Origin of the sequence: Undibacterium parvum, assembly GCF_003955735.1 — a bacterium.
GTDB classification, from domain to species: Bacteria; Pseudomonadota; Gammaproteobacteria; order Burkholderiales; family Burkholderiaceae_D; genus Undibacterium; species Undibacterium parvum.
In genome coordinates this window covers 406,387-426,489 of the sequence record NZ_CP034464.1, presented here as the reverse complement: position 1 = coordinate 426,489, position 20,103 = coordinate 406,387, and the positions used below count along the sequence as shown (strand labels likewise).

Here is a 20,103-nt window from a genome sequence, read left to right as displayed (position 1 = left end):
GCGAAACAAATTTAATGTCGAAAAAAATTTGCGCGGGACAAGGGATAGTGATTGTGTGGCCTTGTCACTCTCGCGTGCCGTCTAACCCTCAGTTTTGCGCACTCACACATACGATGCATTGACTTCAGCATAAGGGGCTGCGCCGTCTAGCAATGGGGCAGACTGTCCATCCTTCAAAAAGTTACTGGCAAGACGCTGCGTAATTTGCCAATTGGTCTGAGGCATCAATGAACCCGCAGATAGTCGCCGTACCCCGAGTACACTTAAGGTCTCTAATGCTGGCAAGTTAGGGTATGCAACGACATTCAATAAAAGGCCACTGCTTTGGGCGATTGCCCGTATATCGTCTTGGTCTGTCAGGCCGAGGACAAACAGACCGTCGGCACCGGCCTCGCGGTATAGATGCGCTCGCGCCAAGACCTCGGCGCGTAGTTGATCCGGCGCTACCAACGCGCGTGCATAGACATCCGTGCGGGCGTTAATGTACAGATCCACTCCCATACGTTGCGCCATGTCACGTGCTTCAGCAATTTTTTTGCATAAGATTTCTGGCGCTTCCGTACCATCTTCGATATTCAAGCCAACTGCGCCTGCATCTATCAATCGCGCCGCCACGTAAGCGCCCGTTTTTCCATAGCAACCTTCGACATCGACGCTTAACGGCACATGTATGACACGCGCAATACGCCTGATTGCTTCGACGTGCAGATCAAGTGGCAGCTGATTACCATCTTGATATCCTAATGACCACGCGACACCCGCGCTCGTTGTGGCGATTGCGCTCGCACCGCACTGCTCAATCAGACGTGCGCTTCCTGCATCCCAGACGTTGGCGAGGAGGAGTGCTTGGTATTGATGATGTAGTGCGCGGAAACGCGCATCCATAGGCGTTGATTGCATTGAGCTCTCTGAATTTCCTTTTCCTATTTTATTGATATTCACTTTTTTCCCGGTTTGATTGATGTTTGTCTTCGACATTAACTCAATGAGTCGCACCATCGAGAAATTCGTGCAAGCGGGAAAAGTAGCTATCCGTTTCTTCTACCCATGGCCGATGTCCACTCTTCTCGAACGTGATCAATTGCGTACTCCCGACCGGCAGTCGGAGCAAGGTTTGATAGGAGATCTCAGGGGTTGTTACGCGATCGAAACGCCCGCTTGTGATGAGAATCGGTGCACGCAAGTGCGGTAAAAATGCTCCTGGGTCATAACCCCGGAGTGTTCCACCGACCGTTTCATCTGGGTCGTCACCAAGCATCGCAGCATATACCGTGGCACTAAGACGGTCAGCAGGCTCTGCCTTTTTCATTTTTTCCGAAAAATCTGCATTGTGCCAATACACCATCGCGGCCAAGCGGCTGAACTCCCGACTGCTTCGTTCATCGCTCGATTTAATCCCTTGCGCCCGCAAGGCTTTTACGCGCTCCCATGAGTCAGGGTAATAGGTTCGAAGATTCGCTTTAGTGGCATCAATGTTGGCCTGAAAACTTGCAGCACTAATCATCGCAGAAGATAATACGAGCTTGTCAACGTGCTCCGGATACTTCAACGCATACAGTAATGCAGGAATGCCTCCGTAGCTTTGGCCGAAGAGCGAAATTTTGTCAACGCCAAGTGTCGCGCGTAGCACCTCAATGTCATCGACGTCGCGCTCAACGGTATAACGCGTCGGGTCTGCAAGACGTGCTGAACGCCCGCGCCCGATAGCGTCGAAATAGACAACAGTGTGCGTATCGGCAATCTTGGAGAACCAGGGTTGAAAGCTGATCCGACTGCCACCTGGCCCCCCAGGAACCAACACCAGCGGCCGCCCTTTGCCTTCAGTTTCATAATACAAATCGCCGTCGCGTGTTGCTACGATATGCGTAGTCAATAAGTTCGTAGTGGCACTCGAATTTTCCGCCGCCTGCACCGTTATCGTCAGACACAACGCAGCAGCAGATTGAAATATAAATGTTCGCAGATTCATAATTTGTTCCTAGATTTTGAAAATAATGGTGATGCCTCGGGCTCAATAGAAAAATTAGATCGGAGTTGGGGCCGCATGCACAATAGTCATAACCTGCCGGTTCTAGCTAAGTTCGGGATTTAAAGCATATTTCTATTGCAATAGGTGGCCTTTTCAAAGTCGCTGACGCTTATTGCAATATTAAGTATTTGCGGAAACATCTCGGTCAACTTACTAACAATTGTTTTCGATAATTCCGCCTTTTGAACAATTGTTCTGCCTTCCAAAACGTAGGCAAATACATGGATGAAGTCTTCACGCTTATTTCCAACAAGATATTTCTCGTAAGGATGTAATCTGACTTTTATATCGTTTTCATCAAATAATTTTGTTGTGTTTGCAACGATGTGAACTTGTTCAATTATGTGTTCTTCTGTGTGCGCCTCTAAAATACTTGCGGAACAATCGATAACGAAATGGGGCATTATTTCTCCTGGTTATTGCATGAACGGATTGGTTCAATTTCAACTTCAACTTCACCATTAAGCAAAATCTGGGATCGCGCTAATACTTTAAGTAAAACTGCGCCGATGTTGCACTACTACTCTATTGATTCAAGTGGCATCGTAAAATTAATTGGATGAATACTGCCAAATAGAATAGGCGATAGTGCCATTGCCGGATGCACCCGCGGGTACCTGATAAGTCAAAAACCCGTCCTTGAACGTGTAATCGCGAATCTGTTCTGTTCCCTCCCAGTTGGCATATGATGCTGTTTCAATTTGAAAAATCAATTTCCCTTTGAGTGACTCAATAACAACCTTGCCCGTATGGGTGCTGGAGCCCAAAACTGCTTGACGATATTCCTCTGGTGTTCCTTTTGTTTTATCTTTAGCGATGAACCTAGGTCTATTAGGTCGAAAAATTTGTACTGAGTAACGTCCATTTTTATCGACCATTAGCAAACCATTTGGATGTTCACCATAATTTGTAACGCGAGTCCCATCGGCCAGTATTTCATATGCTGATGTCATGACCCAAGTGCCCTCTAAAGAAGTAGGCTGATCTTGTGCTCCTATTGTGTCTGATCCCATCATTAATAGGGGCGCTGCAATACTTATTGAAGCAGTGTATTTACTTATAATAAACATGAAAATTCTCGGAAAATTTAAGTAATTTAATAAATATTGATGTGGTGGTTAGTTGAAACTTGTTCAAGTTTTCGAAATGTAGACTTCCAAACCTAGAGTTTTTTTTAGAAAATTATCCGTAACTACATTGTTTAAATTTTGAGAAAAAAATAAATCGTATGTGACTCTTTGAAATAGCTATCTAGCTTTTGATAATTTTCAAATTTCTTCCAAAATGAAAAACCCCTTGTCCTTGCTCGACTTCATAGTATTCAAACAGAAAGCGTTTCTGTTCCTGTTTGCTGGCGAGGGCAAGTTTTTTATCGCCTTGTGGTAATTATCAAGTTTTTTGAGTGCGACCTTGATGATGACCGACACATACAATTGATTCATTTTTTTCTCAGACACAGTAAATTTAAATCATAGAATCAAATTGCATGGTTTTAAGTAATGCATTCTGAATTTCGCTGACACCCTGATTTAATTTTTCAACACCGAAGTCCATTCCTTTTGGCATCACCACGGTGCGCAATGGTCGTTTATCTGTCTGCTCAATGAGTTTTACAATGGCATCGGTCACATCTTCTACGCGCGGTGGTTCTGGTGAGTCGTACATGCTTTGGAATCCTGCTTTCATCGCGTCAGGAATTTTGCCGATATCGCCATAGGCATCAACGATATTTTGATCACGCGGTGCGGGGCTTCTTGTTAACAGGCTAGTGCCGAACGGACCTGGTTCGACAATGACAGAATCAATGCCAAGGCCAGACAATTCATAGCGGTAGGCTTCAGCCAAGGCTTCCAGGGCAAACTTACTTGCGTTGTAGGCGCCAAAGAAAGGGAAAACTACACGACCCGCGAGTGAAGTAACACTGACAATCAATCCCGAACGTTGTGCGCGCATGGTCGGTAAAACTGCACGTATCATACGCGCCGGACCAAAGGTATTCACTTCGAACTGTGCTTGCAATTCAGCACTGGAATACGCTTCCGTTACACCAACATTCATAACTCCAGCGTTGTTAAGTAGAACGTCTATTCGTCCATGTGACTTAGCAATTGCAGCGATTGCCGTTTTGACAGAATTATCGCTAGTCACATCGAGCTCTACGACTTCTAGTTTATAGCCACCTTGTTTTGCGAATGCTTCCAGTTCGGCCTTGAAAGCAATATTGCGCGTGCCCGCATCTCGCATGGTCGCGATTACGTTATGGCCTTTAGCAGCGAGTGCTTTTGCAGTTAAAGCGCCAAAGCCGCTGCTGCTGCCGGTGATGACGATTGTCTTAGGATGACTATTTTTGCTATCGGAATTTTCTTTGCTAAGGGTGTTCATTTGTATCTTTCTTATCAAGGGTATATAAATGCTAATCTGTTTTCAGCAGTGTTTTCGATGCACTCAAACATTTAAAATCACGACCGTGATGTGAATATACATGACGATCGTTATGTGAGCAAGTATAATTTCAACTTAATTTAAAATAGATTGAGGGCAGCATGTCTCGAAATGAACAAAAATTACAAACTCGTCAGCGCATCCTAGAGGGGGCGGGGCGCGGTTTTAGAAAAGGCGGCTTTGCAGGCGTAGGAGTGGACGGTTTGGCGAAAGAGGCAGGAGTCACTTCCGGCGCTTTCTATGTGCACTTCGATTCCAAGGCGCATGCATTTCGTGAAGTTGTGATTCACGGCATGAGCATTTTAAAGAATGGATTGCTCCAATTTCAGCGAGAGCATGGAAAACAGTGGTGGCATTTATTTGTGCATTTCTATCTCAATGAAAGGCGGATTTGCGACCTATCTGATAGTTGCGTATTGCCGTCTTTAACATCAGAGGTAGTACGTTCCGATGAGTTGTCGCGTACCGCATTTGAGACGGAACTACGGGAGGTGGCGAAGTTAATTGCAACTGGCCCAGCGTCGGTCGATTTACCAAAAGATGTAGAAAGTGCATTTGCAGCACTGGCATGTTTGATTGGCGGCGTTTCTTTGGCGCGTGCAGTGAGTGATCCCGATTTGGCTCAAACCATTGCGACGGCGGTCGCGCGAGCATTGCTACCGCAACACTCTCTAAAATCATCAAAAAAAGAATGACCCGGCAAAAATAGGCTTCCTACGCATATGGATTTTAATCGCAATTCGCATGCATTTTCGATAATTATTCTGATCTTGCAAGGAATACTACGCCGCTAAATTCCCGAATATTTCGGGAATTGAACTATATTTCCACACTTGTTGGAGTGCATTGAAAAAGGATATAAAAACCTTTATGGATCAATCGCCGGCGGCGCTTGACCGTTAAAGACCTCCATTGCATCGAGTAAATTCTCTTTTGTCAGTTTATTTCGTTTGATTTGATATACCGGCGCTGCTTTCTTTTTTTTCGAAATTGCAGTCCCAGCTATTTCGTCATAGACCTTACGTTCAGCTGCTGGTAGCGATGACTTTAGTAGTTCCTGGTTGATCCGTTCTTTATAGCTTTTTATTGCCGACGGTACTTCGATGACATTGCTTTCGGCTGTCTCGTCGGGGAACGGACACCAAAGATCATTTCTCGCTTTCTTATTTTCAATAACTTGTTTCATTAGTAGCTCTACGTCATTACGATGCAGCGAAAATCCTGAGGATCTATCCAATATTGGCTGGAGCAGATCAACCCGTAATCGCCTTGACCAGATCCCTTTTTTTAAGATGGTTTTAACCGTCTCCTGATTGACTCCATGGTCGCGCATCGCGCGCTTGACCAACTAGAATGCAAGGATGTCCTTACCAATGGCGACTTGAGATTGGACTGGATATTGGCTCTTGGCGCATCAGAGTGGTAAATGTTTGAATCGTGAGATTGATGCATGGGGTCGGTTTAGCGTCCATATTTGGGCTCTCTCCATTGACGACTGGAAGCCTCGTCTTAATGCGCCTATCGATATAGCATCCAAGGACTTCAACTAGCTTTATGCAAGCTCAAATTATCTCGCTGAACGTGAGTTTCTTAGCCTTAGCAATTTATTGATTCTGGTGGTTGTCGCGAATAAGCTTACTAAATGCATTTAGACGACGGAATCGATTAACCATACTCAAAACCGTACTTTAGTCTGGTGGCGTGCACAAAGTATTCAAATATAGTCGTTGCGAATCGTGAGGTGAAGATTTTTGTCATCGTCTTCAAAAGAGTCGCACTGAAACAGCCGTGATCTTTCGTAAATCCAGACTGTATAGCGAATCGTGCAATGAGTGTTAGTGTAGTCGGCTAAGTATATCAATGAGCGTTGCACAGTAAAGCAATAACGTGTAATTCGGTAAATGCTGAGTAATTTTTTGACGAGAAATCGAATTTTTCTTAAAAATATCGAAGGGAATTGTATGGATGTCCGCGTGCGTGAATCGTTACTTATTGATGAGATTTCAGAACCCTTGTCGGTGCACACTGTTGAAGTGGCAGACAGCAGTTCATTCATTGCCGAAGATGCGCAAGAATTGAGCGAGTTGAACTACGCCAGTAGAGATAGGCTGACCTCGTTGCGAAATCGTTTCTGGCTCATGAACTACTTAAAAAACCGTATTAACGACGTGAACGGAACAAATATCCAAATGGCGTTGCTATTTGTCGATTTGGATGAATTTAGAAATATCAAGTACACATTTGGCCACGCCTTTAGCAATGAATTGTTGTGTGATGTTAGTGATCGATTAAGTTCGCTATTGAGGCTCGGCGTTCATATTGCGCGGCTCAGCTATGGAGAGTTCGTATTCGTCTTAAGTGATTTTTCGAGCATAGATGAAGCTCAGAATATGGCGGAACAAATTTCCTTTTCTCTTAGTATGCCATTTGAGTTGCATGGAGAGCGACACTATTCATTGCGAGCGTCGATAGGTATTAGCATCTATCCTCAAGATGGTGAGGTCGCTGAAACATTACTCAAGAATGCAGATATCGCGATGTATGCGGCAAAATCCCAAGTAAAAGAGTCATATCTCTTTTATCAAACACAGATGTCAGCAGCCATCCTGATAAAAATTACGTTAGAACAAGCCTTACGTAAGGCGCTCAAATGTAATGAATTTATTTTGCATTACCAGCCACGCGTTGATAGTTTCACTTGCGAACTGCGTGGACTTGAAGCACTGATACGCTGGAATCACCCGGAGCGAGGCTTGTTAGCTCCAAGCGAATTTATACCGATTGCTGAGTCATGTGGATTGATTGTGCAAATAGGGGAGCTGGTAATCGAAATGGTCTGCCAGCAAATTGCAAGATGGAAGGAGCAAACCTTGCATGCAATTCCTATTTCAATCAACGTATCACCACTCCAACTGAATGTGGGGGATTTAAGGACAAGATTATTAAGGCATACGATTACCTATGGAATTGATCCTGCCATGTTGGAAATTGAAATTACCGAATCATGCATCATTGAGCATGATCAAAGTGTAAAACAACAACTCAATTCTCTCACCGACCTAGGATTGAAGGTACTGCTAGATGATTTTGGTACAGGGTATTCTTCGTTATCCGTGTTACAGCAATTTCAGATAGATATGTTGAAAGTCGATAAATCTTTTATCGACAATTTGCGAGTAGGGGAGAGGGGAGAAGCGTTGGTGTCTGCAATTATCTCGATGGCGCATGCGTTGGACATGAAAGTTGTCGCAGAGGGTGTTGAAACAATAGATCAATTACGTTTATTGCAGGCACTTTCATGCGATGAAATACAAGGATATTTTATTTCTAGACCAATGGCAGCGGCCGACGTTGCTATATATATGAGTAAGACTCCATCGTTTAACGATGAGGTCATCGAATTATTAGTGAAAAAAATTAACCAACTATCAGTCGATGAATCAGTGTGAGCTTACAAAACATTGCAATGGGTTTTATGAGGAAATTTAGGTTATGAAAACGCGTGATATTTTTACTGCAATATTTTTGCTGTCTACATTGACGGCCTGTACTGCCAATCAGGTTTACAGCTCTTTACAAGATAGCGCTCAGGATAAATGTAAAAAAATGTCGGAATCCGACAGGGCTACGTGTCTGAGTCGTGTTTCGGTTGGCTATGATAGCTACAAGATGCAACGTGAACAGACAATGGGCGCAGCAAAAAACTAAGCAATTTTGGAACTACTGATATGCATACTTTTATTTTTTTGCGTCACCCGCGCTGCTTGAATTATTTAATCTTCTTGAGTTTTATGGTTTTCTTCTGTCCCATTGTAGCCTTAGGTAAGTCAGATGGTGTGGTTCTTGATGCACATGAAGCACGTACAACAGATACTCGTGCACAAGAAATTGATGCAATGCTATTGAAGTATTTTCGGCTCGACGAGCCAGGCGCAGTGGTAATTGTTTCTCAATATGGCGCAATATTATTCCGTAAAGCCTATGGTCTAGCGAGTATAGAAACCAAATTGCCGTTACAGCCAGAACTGACGCTACGCGTGGGCTCGATCACTAAGCAATTTACTGCATCGGCAATCATGTTGCTTGCTGAGCAGGGCAAGCTCTCCGTTTCAGATGAAATAGGCAAATATTTCCCCACGTATCCTGAGCATGGCCGTCACGTGACGATTGAACACTTGTTGACGCATACGTCTGGGATCAGGAATTACACGGTGATGCCGCAATTTGGTGCTCGAATGGCAAACGACGTGACCGTAGATGAGGGCATTAGTTTTTTCTGGAATGTGGCACCAGAATTCCAGCCTGGCCAGCGTTTTTCATACAGTAACTCCAACTATTTTCTTCTTGGCGCAATTATTGAAAAGGTGTCCGGAAAAAAATACTCGGACTTCATGCGGCAGCATATTTTCCTGCCTCTGCAAATGGATGATACGGTGATAGAGGAGGCGGAGACGCCTTCGTCACCAGTCATTGGATATACGAAAAACAGAACAAATATCTTAAGTGTGGCGCATTACAGCATGAGCTGGCCTTTTGCAGCGGGCGCATTGCGCACCAATGTTAACGATTTGGTACGGTGGGACTCAGCCATAACAGCAGGAGCTTTGCTCAAGCGAGAGTCTTGGGATCGTATGGCAATAGATTACACCTTGAACGATCATAGGCGTGCTGGCTACGGTTATGGCTGGTTCATTCGAAACATTGGTGGCAATTCTGTGCTTGAACATGGTGGCGACATAGGCGGTTTCAGCGCGCACACTTGGCGCTCCCCCCAGAATGGTATATTTATTGCGGTTCTTGCCAATAATGACGCCCATAAACCCGAACCGGACAATATAGCCGAAAAAATTGCAAAAATTATTTTACGCCATTGATCCTAGCTTAGTATGGTGCGATATATCTCTGTGATTGTTTGCATAGGTAGATTCCCTTGAATTTCAAAATGTTTTATTCATTTCAAAACGTGTCTATAAATAGTTTGTGGATTTACGGCTTATTGAAAAATAGATGATCCATGTTGAAGGTCGCCGCAAAATTGATTGTGCTTATGGGTATCCTGCGCTAGCAGCACCACCTTTTTCTTTGGCTATATCGATATCAGTAAGTAATTTTCTTGCGTACACCTGATGGTCAACATTGGGGGGGAACCTTAACCTCGATCGCATTGGGTCTGGAATTGCTGACCACATGCAGTACAAATGATGCGTTTTCTGATCGAGTGCGAGTCAGCCACTAGGATCTTCGCGCATTTCGCTGATATCAAAAGTATTGCGCTGATGATCATGGAATGCATCGTGTCTGCTCAACTTGGCGCACATACCATTAGTTGGCATCTATTATCTTCACTATCTCAACAACCATACCTAAAACTGTACTTTAGTATGGTTACGAGCGCATAAGATTTCCATAGACTAGGTATCAATCGAAAAAGCCAATGCTTCGCCGAAGCTCATCTCGGTGCGATTCCTTAGTTCCTATCATTTATTTTATAAATTCAACTTACATCATGACTATTCCATCTCATTCCATCTCATCTGTCGGACGCAGAACAAACCTCGTTTCCAACACTTTTCGCTTGTTAGGTACTGCTGTTGTTACCAGCTTGTTCCTACCATGTAGCTTGGTTCTCGCACAACAGACGGCAGACAACAGATATCCAGACGCGTTGCCAACGAGTGGCATTATTGGCGTTGGCGTAGCTTCCTTGCCGAAGTACCAAGGCTCAGACGAAACCGAAACTAAAGGAGTCGCAATACTGGAATATCACTGGGCGAATGGCATTTTTGTTGGCGGTGACAACAACACATTGATTGGCTTGCAGTACGAATTACCGTCAAAGGTGCAATACGGCTCGGCGCTCGGCATAGACGTTGGCCGCAAAGAGAGTCACTCTAGAGCTCTTGCTGGCATGGGGGACGTGGAGAGAAAGGCAGTGTTTGTCAGCTTTATTAGAGCTGCGATAACGGATCAATTTTCGATCAACAGCAGTGTGCAAATAGGATCGGGTAATGAACACAAAGGTGCTTTGTTAAAACTTGGCGCAGCCTACGCAATTCCATTGAACTCATCGATGCAAGTCAGTTTAAACGTGGATTCGACGTTGGCTAACGATTCCTACATGGAAAACTATTTTGGTGTCAGTGCTACCCAAGCCAGTACGAGTCGATACCGTGTATATAAAGCATCGAGCGGTCTTCGAGATGTTAGCGTCGGCGTGCGCTTATCTTATCAAATTAATCATGATTGGAGTGTGTTGGCCGCAGTGAGTAGCACGAGCTTAGCTAGCGCCGCAAAAGATAGTCCGTTAGCACTGCAGGCCAATACTCAACAAGTGCTTTTTGGCGTGACATACAATCTTAAATAGGCGTAAAAATGATAATGAAGCGCTTGATAAATTTGGAAAAGCGAATTGATTGGGCTGTGCCAACCGCACTGCTTCTATTAAGCGTTGTCCCAGTTTTGGCTGGTTTCGTTCGGTTATCCGGGCTTGTCGCCGGCGGCCCTGCGACTCCTGAAAATACGCGCTTTATTGCTTCGCCTTTGCCCATATTAGTTCACTTACTCAGCGCCACATTATTCTGCCTACTAGGAGCATTTCAGTTTTCCTCAACATTTCGTCAATCTAGCCTAGATTGGCACCGCCTAACTGGGCGCCTGCTTGTGCCTTTCGGGTTGTTTGCTGGTTTGTCAGGCTTGTGGATGACAGAAATGTATCCGATCGATTTGCAGCAGCAAGGCGTGCTACTGTACAGCGTCCGCCTCTTAGTTGGTTCGGCCATGGTGCTATCGATAGTTATTTCTTTGCTTGCCATTTTGCGTCGCGATATTGCGAAACACCGTGCATGGATGATCAGGGGCTACGCGCTCGGTCAAGGTGCTGGCACACAAGCACTTCTCGGAATACCGTGGATGTTGGCTTTTGGTGCACTAAGTGGGCTGCCAAGGGATGTATTAATGAGCGCCGCGTGGATGATCAATCTTGCTTTGGCTGAATGGATAATCCGCAGATGAACATTGTAGGCACTTGTTTACGAACAAAACCTCAACTTCACGTTTTTTGAAATGATATTTATCATCGGGTAGGTAATATTGACCTAAAAATAATTATTTATTTCGCGGTTTATGCGCGTTATTGTCTCTAATCGGGAATACGAAGTAATTTTCCAGATTACTTTTCTTATTAAATCAATCATCATAAAAATCATGAAAACTTCAAATAATCAATATTCTCAGGGACTTTCACGTAGTGCTCGGCTTTTTGCTCACCCGATATCACGAATCTTCATTGCAACGCTTTTTGTTGCATTACCGGTTGCGTTGACATTGATCTTGGTCCAGCAGGCATTGGACAAGTCAATGCGCCAAGTCTGGCCGCAAATGGTGTGCGCTGTGTTGTGTATCGCAGCTTACGTGATGTATGTAAATAAGGTGGAGAAGCGCGAAGTTGTTGAGTTTTCTCGCGTCGGTGCCGCAAATGAATTTGGTTTTGGTGTTGTAATAGGCAGCGTAGCAATTTTGGTCGTCCTCTGCACTTTGATGGCAACCGATGCCTTTCAGATTGTCAGCACGAATCAGTGGATCACCTTAGCATCACCATTTTCCGAAATGCTCCTCGTGGCATTTTTTGAAGAAATTTTGTTTCGAGGAATTATTTTTCGCATTGTTGAGAAGTCAATAGGAACCTTATCGGCTCTTCTAATTTCGGTAGTTCTATTTACATTGGCTCATTTTCCAAACGCTGGTATCACTTTGTTGTCCATCGCCGTCACAGCGGTAGCTGGCTTGCTGTTTTGCGCCGCCTATATGGTCACGAGACGCTTGTGGTTGGCCGTTGGTATCCACTTTGCTTGGAATTTTATGTCGGTTGCCGTGTTTTCGCTTCCAACTTATGGTCATCCTGCCAAAGGTTTTTTGCAAGGCAAACTCTCTGGGCCTGAATGGCTAAGTGGAGGTGCTTATGGGATTGAAGGATCGTTAGTAACGTTGGTTGTACTCACGATCGTAACGTTATGGCTATTAAGGATTGCTAAGCGGAGAAATTAATTTACTTAACGTCGGTCGGCTGTATGAAACGATTTCCAGGAACAAAATAGTCAACAGATCGAATTTTGGGATAGAGAGTTGTTGAATTCTATGAGGCGGCTTGATTAATAAATCGGTCACCATGCGACGCTCCCGTGATGCAAGTTAGAGCTGCGCATGATTCGCCCAGCATCGGCTACGTCGGAAGTTTGGCCCGCGCACACAATGCTATTACACAAGCTATCGCGCTTACGGCGAGGGCCGGTATCTTGTTGAATCAAGCAGAAGTTGCTGCGAACCTGGAAGCGAATGACGACTATCGGAAACTGCGGCTTGCGCGATCAAGTCGATCGAAAAGTATTCGTATTCGGAACGCATCAGGAATACTCGCACCGCACTAGCTGGCGACTTAACCAAAGCGTGGTGATCAAATGGTCTGTTTCTGTTTTCTAGGAGGCGATCCAATCCACATAAAAAAATTGGCTAGAACAAATGAAATATTATATTTATGCAGTAATTGTTGCCACGCAAATGCTTGCGTGCGCAACAGCACAACCCGCACCAACTAGTGTTGATGCGGAGCCCATGCCCGAGGTGCAAGCTGTTTTTGTAGCCAGCACCAGAGACCCTGATTGGAAGCCGTATAAGGCATTCATGACAGGCATAAAAGTATTCGATGAGCAGCACAAGCTGGCGCCAATGGCGGATTTGCTCTTTGTACTACGCCCTCGTTACGACAATGTAACTGTAACTGACGTCAAAATGACGATCGAGACGGATGATATTAGGATCATGGTGCCGGTGGCCCCTAATGGGACATTTGCTTTGCCGCGCAATGATGAGGTTGCCGAAAAGGGCGCAGAGATCATGTTAAGTAAGAGGCGTAACACGCTTAGCTGGCGGCCCGACATCCATACACCCGGCATACCTGTAGGCACACGCCGCTTGGGGGACCTGCGTCTGGAATGCGCTGTGCGCTGGGCGGTAGAGCAGGCCGAACTATGGTCTTTCTTCCGCAATTCCATCAACGCTTTCGGTGGTCCATGCAATAGCGCAGCGATTAAAGTTGACTACATCTCGCTTCTTCCACTTGCAGCTGTGTATCTGATATCTACTCAACGGCGCGAAATGCTGGCATCTAAATGGATAGAGGAGAATGGTCATATTTACCTGCCGCCGATACATGATCGAAGCTGGCCTGACGATACGCTTGTGGAGTTTGAATACCGGAGTGCGGTAACGATTCAATAAGAAAAGATACATCGGTAATGTTTAACGACAATTGAGACGGAATGTGTTGGCGTCGACTGAATATTGGCCCATCGGGGGGGGGGGCGGACAAAAACTTGGACTACTTGGAGATAGCTCATGTTAACGTTCTAAAAAACATAAAAGAATGACTGAAAACTTTCCAATACCTATCCGGAGAGCTAAGTAATTCGTTGTGGGTAACTTTTGTTTTGTTGGAAATTTGATGGATAAGAGTGAAGCTGGACGTGGCTTTGAGCGTGGTGTAGTTCCGGATTGTGATTCCTGTTGTCGTGGGTTCGAGCCCCATCGTCCACCCCACCGAATTCGTTGTAAAATCAAAGGATTACAAGGTTATTCTTGTAATCCTTTTTTTCGTCTAGACTTAAAAAACATTCCATGTATCCGCTGTGTCCCTGATTTCGGAGGTGCGTCTCTAGCTGGGAAACCTAATTATGAATAAAACCATTCCAAGAGGTCCTACGTCGAATTCTGTGCTTTATTGGCTTATTATCGAGATTGGTGGCATTGCTTAGTATTTTTAGACTGCTTTGTGTATCCCAGTAAAAATTTAAGTTCGTATCGTATGAGTTGAGTCCCTCCGCAAATAATCGTTAAAACAAAAGCTTGCCAATCCAGCGCAAGCTTTGCTATAGTTCGCCTCCCGCTGAAGAGCGGGGCGAAATGAAGAAAGTAAGGCAAGCGAAGCAGTCCTAGGTTTGAGTGACGATGTGAATCAAATTCAAGCGCTAATAAAACAAGGGGTTGACGAGTAGAAGGAAATGCCGCATAATCTCATCTCTCTGCTGCTTACAAACAAAACGCTTTGTAGCAATCTGGCAGAAACGCTTTGCAGTCGGTGAGAATCGATAGTGACGCGCCAAAAAACAGAAGACAGATCTTTAACAATTAACAGTCAATAAATGTGGGCACTTGATAAAGAGCGCGGCTAATTACTTCGGTAGTTAGTTCAACTTAAAAAATATCAAATGTTCGCAAAAGTAATAAATAGGATGCTTGAGAACGCAAGTTCAAAAGTAGCCTGTCAGTTATTTGAGTGAGCGACACCGTTCGCAAGAACGGAGTTCAGAAATGAACACAAAACAGAGATTAAACTGAAGAGTTTGATCCTGGCTCAGATTGAACGCTGGCGGCATGCCTTACACATGCAAGTCGAACGGTAACGCGGAGCAATCTGGCGACGAGTGGCGAACGGGTGAGTAATATATCGGAACATACCCTAGAGTGGGGGATAACGTAGCGAAAGTTACGCTAATACCGCATACGATCTGAGGATGAAAGTGGGGGATCGCAAGACCTCATGCTCATGGAGTGGCCGATATCTGATTAGCTAGTTGGTAGGGTAAAAGCCTACCAAGGCGACGATCAGTAGCTGGTTTGAGAGAACGACCAGCCACACTGGAACTGAGACACGGTCCAGACTCCTACGGGAGGCAGCAGTGGGGAATTTTGGACAATGGGGGCAACCCTGATCCAGCAATGCCGCGTGAGTGAAGAAGGCCTTCGGGTTGTAAAGCTCTTTTGTCAGGGAAGAAAAGGTAGTCTCTAATACAGACTGCTCATGACGGTACCTGAAGAATAAGCACCGGCTAACTACGTGCCAGCAGCCGCGGTAATACGTAGGGTGCAAGCGTTAATCGGAATTACTGGGCGTAAAGCGTGCGCAGGCGGTTATATAAGTCAGATGTGAAATCCCTGGGCTCAACCTAGGAACTGCATTTGAGACTGTATGGCTAGAGTGTGTCAGAGGGGGGTAGAATTCCACGTGTAGCAGTGAAATGCGTAGATATGTGGAGGAATACCGATGGCGAAGGCAGCCCCCTGGGATAACACTGACGCTCATGCACGAAAGCGTGGGGAGCAAACAGGATTAGATACCCTGGTAGTCCACGCCCTAAACGATGTCTACTAGTTGTTGGGTCTTAATTGACTTAGTAACGCAGCTAACGCGTGAAGTAGACCGCCTGGGGAGTACGGTCGCAAGATTAAAACTCAAAGGAATTGACGGGGACCCGCACAAGCGGTGGATGATGTGGATTAATTCGATGCAACGCGAAAAACCTTACCTACCCTTGACATGTACAGAATGCCGAAGAGATTTGGCGGTGCTCGCAAGAGAACTGTAACACAGGTGCTGCATGGCTGTCGTCAGCTCGTGTCGTGAGATGTTGGGTTAAGTCCCGCAACGAGCGCAACCCTTGTCATTAGTTGCTACATTAAGTTGAGCACTCTAATGAGACTGCCGGTGACAAACCGGAGGAAGGTGGGGATGACGTCAAGTCCTCATGGCCCTTATGGGTAGGGCTTCACACGTCATACAATGGTACATACAGAGGGCCGCCAACCCGCGAGGGGGAGCTAATCCCAGAAAGTGTATCGTAGTCCGGATTGTAGTCTGCAACTCGACTACATGAAGTTGGAATCGCTAGTAATCGCGGATCAGCATGTCGCGGTGAATACGTTCCCGGGTCTTGTACACACCGCCCGTCACACCATGGGAGCGGGTTTCGCCAGAAGTAGGTAGCTTAACCGTAAGGAGGGCGCTTACCACGGCGGGATTCGTGACTGGGGTGAAGTCGTAACAAGGTAGCCGTATCGGAAGGTGCGGCTGGATCACCTCCTTTCTAGAGTGCGCTACAAGTTAAGTGTCCACACTTATTGACTGTTAATGATAAAGAACGTAGCGATGGAGCGATTCATCGGTACCGAGTTCCCGAATTGGGGGTTTAGCTCATCTGGTAGAGCACCTGCTTTGCAAGCAGGGGGTGAACGGTTCGATCCCGTTAACCTCCACCATTTACGTAGTAAAGAAGTCGTAAATAAGTGGGGCTGTAGCTCAGCTGGTTAGAGCACCGTGTTGATAACGCGGGGGTCGTTGGTTCGAGTCCAACCAGCCCTACCAGTAAAATGGAGTGGGAAGAAAAAACAAATGTGAGTAGCGCGCGCGCTATTGAGATTTGTTCTTTCGAAACGAAAGCAAAGTATCAAGTAAGACCGTTCTTTAACAATTGAGAAGAAGTAAAGTAGAAATAATCAAAATTATTTCTGTGAAGGAAATTAATAACGACAGTTATTAACGATAATTCATGGAAGGGTTGTGATTGTATCAAACAAACATAAAATGTATTAAAAAGAGTTTGAAAAGCACTGTAGCAATACAGGGTTTTAGAAAATCAAATATCTTGAGATACGGCAAACGCTAAAGTAATACTCATAGTAATAAGAACTATAGCGATTTTTTGGTGATGAACCTGAGCGTAGGTGTTACTGGAAAAATCATCTGGCTCTGCCAGTGATTTTGAACTAGCACCACATCAAAGTAGATTTTTACTTTGATGTGAACAATCAGACGCCAGAATCTAAAGTTATAGGGACAAGTGACTAAGTGCACATGGTGGATGCCTTGGCGATTACAGGCGATGAAGGACGTAGTAGCTTGCGATAAGCTGCGGGGAGTGAGCAAACACACTTTGATCCGCAGATTTCCGAATGGGGAAACCCACCCTTAGGGGTATTGCATACTCAATACATAGGTATGCAAGGCGAACGCGGCGAACTGAAACATCTAAGTAGCTGCAGGAAAAGAAATCAACCGAGATTCCCAAAGTAGTGGCGAGCGAAATGGGAACAGCCTGCAAGATTTAGCATCTTTGATAATAGAATGGAATGGAAAGTCCAGCCATAGAGGGTGATAGCCCCTTATATGAAATCATCGGTGTGGAACTAAGTTTGCGACAAGTAGGGCGGGACACGTGAAATCCTGTCTGAACATGGGGGGACCATCCTCCAAGGCTAAATACTCGTAATCGACCGATAGTGAACCAGTACCGTGAGGGAAAGGCGAAAAGAACCCCGGAAGGGGAGTGAAATAGATCCTGAAACCGTGTGCATACAAACAGTAGGAGCGGACTTGTTCCGTGACTGCGTACCTTTTGTATAATGGGTCAGCGACTTACATTCAGTGGCAAGGTTAACCGCATAGGGAAGCCGTAGAGAAATCGAGTCCGAATAGGGCGAAATTAGTCGCTGGGTGTAGACCCGAAACCAAGTGATCTACTCATGGCCAGGATGAAGGTGCCGTAACAGGTACTGGAGGTCCGAACCCACTAATGTTGAAAAATTAGGGGATGAGCTGTGGGTAGGGGTGAAAGGCTAAACAAACTTGGAAATAGCTGGTTCTCTCCGAAAACTATTTAGGTAGTGCCTCAAGTATCACCATCGGGGGTAGAGCACTGTTATGGCTAGGGGGTCATCGCGACTTACCAACCCATTGCAAACTCCGAATACCGATGAGTGCGAGCTTGGGAGACAGACGTCGGGTGCTAACGTCCGGCGTCAAGAGGGAAACAACCCAGACCGCCAGCTAAGGTCCCAAAGTATCGCTAAGTGGAAAACGAAGTGGGAAGGCTAAAACAGTCAGGAGGTTGGCTTAGAAGCAGCCACCCTTTAAAGAAAGCGTAATAGCTCACTGATCGAGTCGTCCTGCGCGGAAGATGTAACGGGGCTAAGCGATACACCGAAGCTGCGGATATGTTTTAGGACATATGGTAGGAGAGCGTTCTGTAAGCCTGCGAAGGTGTCTTGTAAAGGATGCTGGAGGTATCAGAAGTGCGAATGCTGACATGAGTAGCGATAATGGGGGTGAAAAGCCTCCACGCCGTAAGCCCAAGGTTTCCTGTTCAACGTTCATCGGAGCAGGGTGAGTCGGCCCCTAAGGCGAGGCAGAGATGCGTAGCTGATGGGAAGCAGGTTAATATTCCTGCACCGTCGTATGATGCGATGGGGGGACGGATCGCGGAAGGTTGTCAGGCGGTTGGATGAGCCTGTTCTTGACTTGTAGAAGGCACTTAGGCAAATCCGGGTGCGTAATTCAAGGGGTTGAGACGAGTGAACTTGTTCACGAAGCAATCGGAAGTGGTTCCAAGAAAAGCCTCTAAGCTTCAGTCATACGAGACCGTACCGCAAACCGACACAGGTGGGCGAGATGAGTATTCTAAGGCGCTTGAGAGAACTCGGGAGAAGGAACTCGGCAAATTGGTACCGTAACTTCGGGATAAGGTACGCCCTTGTAGTTTGACCCCCCTGCGGGGGAAGGATGAAAGGGTTGCAATAAACTGGTGGCTGCAACTGTTTAATAAAAACACAGCACTATGCAAACACGAAAGTGGACGTATATGGTGTGACTCCTGCCCGGTGCTGGAAGATTAAATGATGGGGTGCAAGCTCTTGATTGAAGTCCCAGTAAACGGCGGCCGTAACTATAACGGTCCTAAGGTAGCGAAATTCCTTGTCGGGTAAGTTCCGACCTGCACGAATGGAGTAATGATGGCCACACTGTCTCCTCCCGAGACTCAGCGAAGTTGAAATGTTTGTGATGATGCAATCTACCCGCGGCTAGACGGAAAGACCCCATGAACCTTTACTGTAGCTTTGCATTGGACTTTGAACCAATCTGTGTAGGATAGGTGGGAGGCTTTGAAGCGTGGACGCCAGTCTGCGTGGAGCCATCCTTGAAATACCACCCTGGTTTGTTTGAGGTTCTAACCTTGGTCCGTTATCCGGATCGGGGACAGTGCATGGTAGGCAGTTTGACTGGGGCGGTCTCCTCCCAAAGTGTAACGGAGGAGTTCGAAGGTACGCTAGTTACGGTCGGACATCGTGACGATAGTGCAATGGCATAAGCGTGCTTAACTGCGAGACTGACAAGTCGAGCAGGTACGAAAGTAGGACATAGTGATCCGGTGGTTCTGTATGGAAGGGCCATCGCTCAACGGATAAAAGGTACTCTGGGGATAACAGGCTGATTCCTCCCAAGAGTTCATATCGACGGGGGAGTTTGGCACCTCGATGTCGGCTCATCACATCCTGGGGCTGTAGCCGGTCCCAAGGGTATGGCTGTTCGCCATTTAAAGTGGTACGTGAGCTGGGTTTAAAACGTCGTGAGACAGTTTGGTCCCTATCTGCCGTGGGCGTTGGAAGTTTGAAGGGGGCTGCTCCTAGTACGAGAGGACCGGAGTGGACGAACCTCTGGTGTATCGGTTGTCACGCCAGTGGCATTGCCGAGTAGCTATGTTCGGAATAGATAACCGCTGAAAGCATCTAAGCGGGAAACTAGCCTTAAGATGAGACTTCCCAGAGACTAGATCTCTTTAAAGGGTCGTTCGAGACCAGGACGTTGATAGGCTGGGTGTGGAAGTGCAGTAATGCATTAAGCTAACCAGTACTAATTGCCCGTAAGGCTTGTCCCTATAACTTTAGTGTTATAGATTTACGACAAGTATTGTTTGTGTGTTTGCCTTATGTAGTCGAGAAATCGACGAAGTTTGGTACAAATCACAACC

14 protein-coding genes, 2 tRNA genes and 2 rRNA genes are annotated in these 20,103 nt (G+C 45.9%); 12 read left to right on the top strand and 6 right to left on the bottom strand.

Annotated features, from left to right (window positions below):
* Positions 1-102 precede the first annotated feature (102 nt).
* From EJN92_RS01895 to EJN92_RS01875, 5 genes are all read right to left on the bottom strand, one after another.
* Positions 103-900: an isocitrate lyase/PEP mutase family protein gene (locus EJN92_RS01895; RefSeq protein ID WP_126126279.1), complete on the bottom strand. Its 798-nt coding sequence runs from the start codon at positions 898-900 to the stop codon at positions 103-105.
* 82 nt (positions 901-982) lie between these two features.
* Positions 983-1,969 carry an alpha/beta fold hydrolase gene (locus EJN92_RS01890; protein ID WP_126126278.1) on the bottom strand — a complete coding sequence of 329 codons (987 nt, stop codon included), beginning with the start codon at positions 1,967-1,969 and terminating at the stop codon, positions 983-985.
* Between the two features lie 119 nt (positions 1,970-2,088).
* On the bottom strand, positions 2,089-2,433 hold the full coding sequence (locus EJN92_RS01885) for a 5-carboxymethyl-2-hydroxymuconate Delta-isomerase (RefSeq protein ID WP_126126277.1): 345 nt from the start codon (positions 2,431-2,433) through the stop codon (positions 2,089-2,091).
* A 147-nt stretch (positions 2,434-2,580) separates the two neighbouring features.
* Complete coding sequence (locus EJN92_RS01880) at positions 2,581-3,099, bottom strand: lipocalin-like domain-containing protein (RefSeq protein ID WP_227869658.1); 519 nt, start codon at positions 3,097-3,099, stop codon at positions 2,581-2,583.
* Between the two features lie 394 nt (positions 3,100-3,493).
* A complete protein-coding gene (locus EJN92_RS01875) occupies positions 3,494-4,411 on the bottom strand; it encodes an SDR family oxidoreductase (protein WP_126126276.1) in 918 nt (305 codons plus the stop codon).
* Positions 4,412-4,572: 161 nt separating this feature from the next.
* Here EJN92_RS01875 and EJN92_RS01870 point away from each other — a divergent pair, with 161 nt between their 5' ends.
* Positions 4,573-5,166: a TetR/AcrR family transcriptional regulator gene (locus EJN92_RS01870; protein ID WP_126126275.1), complete on the top strand. Its 594-nt coding sequence runs from the start codon at positions 4,573-4,575 to the stop codon at positions 5,164-5,166.
* Between the two features lie 173 nt (positions 5,167-5,339).
* Here the strand turns inward: EJN92_RS01870 and EJN92_RS01865 are convergent, their stop codons facing one another.
* Entirely contained in the window at positions 5,340-5,657 is a 318-nt protein-coding gene (locus tag EJN92_RS01865; RefSeq protein ID WP_126126274.1) for a hypothetical protein, read from the bottom strand.
* A 775-nt stretch (positions 5,658-6,432) separates the two neighbouring features.
* Here EJN92_RS01865 and EJN92_RS01860 point away from each other — a divergent pair.
* The 11 genes from EJN92_RS01860 (at position 6,433) to EJN92_RS01805 (ending at position 20,010) form a co-directional block, all read left to right on the top strand.
* Complete coding sequence (locus EJN92_RS01860; protein WP_170174848.1) at positions 6,433-7,920, top strand: putative bifunctional diguanylate cyclase/phosphodiesterase; 1,488 nt, start codon at positions 6,433-6,435, stop codon at positions 7,918-7,920.
* Between the two features lie 43 nt (positions 7,921-7,963).
* A complete protein-coding gene (locus tag EJN92_RS01855) occupies positions 7,964-8,179 on the top strand; it encodes a hypothetical protein (RefSeq protein ID WP_126126272.1) in 216 nt (71 codons plus the stop codon).
* A gap of 20 nt (positions 8,180-8,199) precedes the next feature.
* Positions 8,200-9,345, top strand: coding sequence for a serine hydrolase domain-containing protein (locus EJN92_RS01850; RefSeq protein ID WP_126126271.1), 1,146 nt, complete (start codon positions 8,200-8,202; stop codon positions 9,343-9,345).
* 632 nt (positions 9,346-9,977) lie between these two features.
* Positions 9,978-10,835, top strand: a complete 858-nt coding sequence (locus EJN92_RS01845; protein ID WP_157984290.1) for a MipA/OmpV family protein — start codon at positions 9,978-9,980, stop codon at positions 10,833-10,835.
* 14 nt (positions 10,836-10,849) lie between these two features.
* Complete coding sequence (locus tag EJN92_RS01840) at positions 10,850-11,482, top strand: DUF2306 domain-containing protein (protein WP_227869657.1); 633 nt, start codon at positions 10,850-10,852, stop codon at positions 11,480-11,482.
* A gap of 192 nt (positions 11,483-11,674) precedes the next feature.
* Positions 11,675-12,514, top strand: coding sequence for a CPBP family intramembrane glutamic endopeptidase (locus EJN92_RS01835; protein ID WP_170174847.1), 840 nt, complete (start codon positions 11,675-11,677; stop codon positions 12,512-12,514).
* Between the two features lie 471 nt (positions 12,515-12,985).
* Complete coding sequence (locus EJN92_RS01830; RefSeq protein WP_126126268.1) at positions 12,986-13,744, top strand: hypothetical protein; 759 nt, start codon at positions 12,986-12,988, stop codon at positions 13,742-13,744.
* Positions 13,745-14,853: 1,109 nt separating this feature from the next.
* A 16S ribosomal RNA gene (locus tag EJN92_RS01820) occupies positions 14,854-16,386 on the top strand.
* A 96-nt stretch (positions 16,387-16,482) separates the two neighbouring features.
* A tRNA-Ala gene (locus tag EJN92_RS01815) sits at positions 16,483-16,558 on the top strand.
* Positions 16,559-16,587: 29 nt separating this feature from the next.
* A tRNA-Ile gene (locus EJN92_RS01810) sits at positions 16,588-16,664 on the top strand.
* A 469-nt stretch (positions 16,665-17,133) separates the two neighbouring features.
* Positions 17,134-20,010: ribosomal RNA gene (locus EJN92_RS01805) — 23S ribosomal RNA — on the top strand.
* The 16S and 23S rRNA genes sit together here with 2 tRNA genes alongside, the layout of an rRNA operon.
* Positions 20,011-20,103: the final 93 nt, after the last annotated feature.

Excerpts from the sequence above, each read along its gene's own strand:
- EJN92_RS01870 (WP_126126275.1), top strand. The coding sequence starts at position 4,573 with ATGTCTCGAAATGAACAAAAATTACAAACTCGTCAGCGCATCCTAGAG.
- EJN92_RS01885 (WP_126126277.1), bottom strand. The coding sequence starts at position 2,433 with ATGCCCCATTTCGTTATCGATTGTTCCGCAAGTATTTTAGAGGCGCAC.
- EJN92_RS01860 (WP_170174848.1), top strand. The coding sequence starts at position 6,433 with ATGGATGTCCGCGTGCGTGAATCGTTACTTATTGATGAGATTTCAGAA.
- EJN92_RS01835 (WP_170174847.1), top strand. The coding sequence starts at position 11,675 with ATGAAAACTTCAAATAATCAATATTCTCAGGGACTTTCACGTAGTGCT.
- EJN92_RS01890 (WP_126126278.1), bottom strand. The coding sequence starts at position 1,969 with ATGAATCTGCGAACATTTATATTTCAATCTGCTGCTGCGTTGTGTCTG.
- EJN92_RS01850 (WP_126126271.1), top strand. The coding sequence starts at position 8,200 with ATGCATACTTTTATTTTTTTGCGTCACCCGCGCTGCTTGAATTATTTA.
- EJN92_RS01830 (WP_126126268.1), top strand. The coding sequence starts at position 12,986 with ATGAAATATTATATTTATGCAGTAATTGTTGCCACGCAAATGCTTGCG.
- EJN92_RS01865 (WP_126126274.1), bottom strand. The coding sequence starts at position 5,657 with ATGAAACAAGTTATTGAAAATAAGAAAGCGAGAAATGATCTTTGGTGT.
- EJN92_RS01895 (WP_126126279.1), bottom strand. The coding sequence starts at position 900 with ATGCAATCAACGCCTATGGATGCGCGTTTCCGCGCACTACATCATCAA.
- EJN92_RS01880 (WP_227869658.1), bottom strand. The coding sequence starts at position 3,099 with ATGTTTATTATAAGTAAATACACTGCTTCAATAAGTATTGCAGCGCCC.
- EJN92_RS01840 (WP_227869657.1), top strand. The coding sequence starts at position 10,850 with ATGAAGCGCTTGATAAATTTGGAAAAGCGAATTGATTGGGCTGTGCCA.
- EJN92_RS01845 (WP_157984290.1), top strand. The coding sequence starts at position 9,978 with ATGACTATTCCATCTCATTCCATCTCATCTGTCGGACGCAGAACAAAC.
- EJN92_RS01875 (WP_126126276.1), bottom strand. The coding sequence starts at position 4,411 with ATGAACACCCTTAGCAAAGAAAATTCCGATAGCAAAAATAGTCATCCT.
- EJN92_RS01855 (WP_126126272.1), top strand. The coding sequence starts at position 7,964 with ATGAAAACGCGTGATATTTTTACTGCAATATTTTTGCTGTCTACATTG.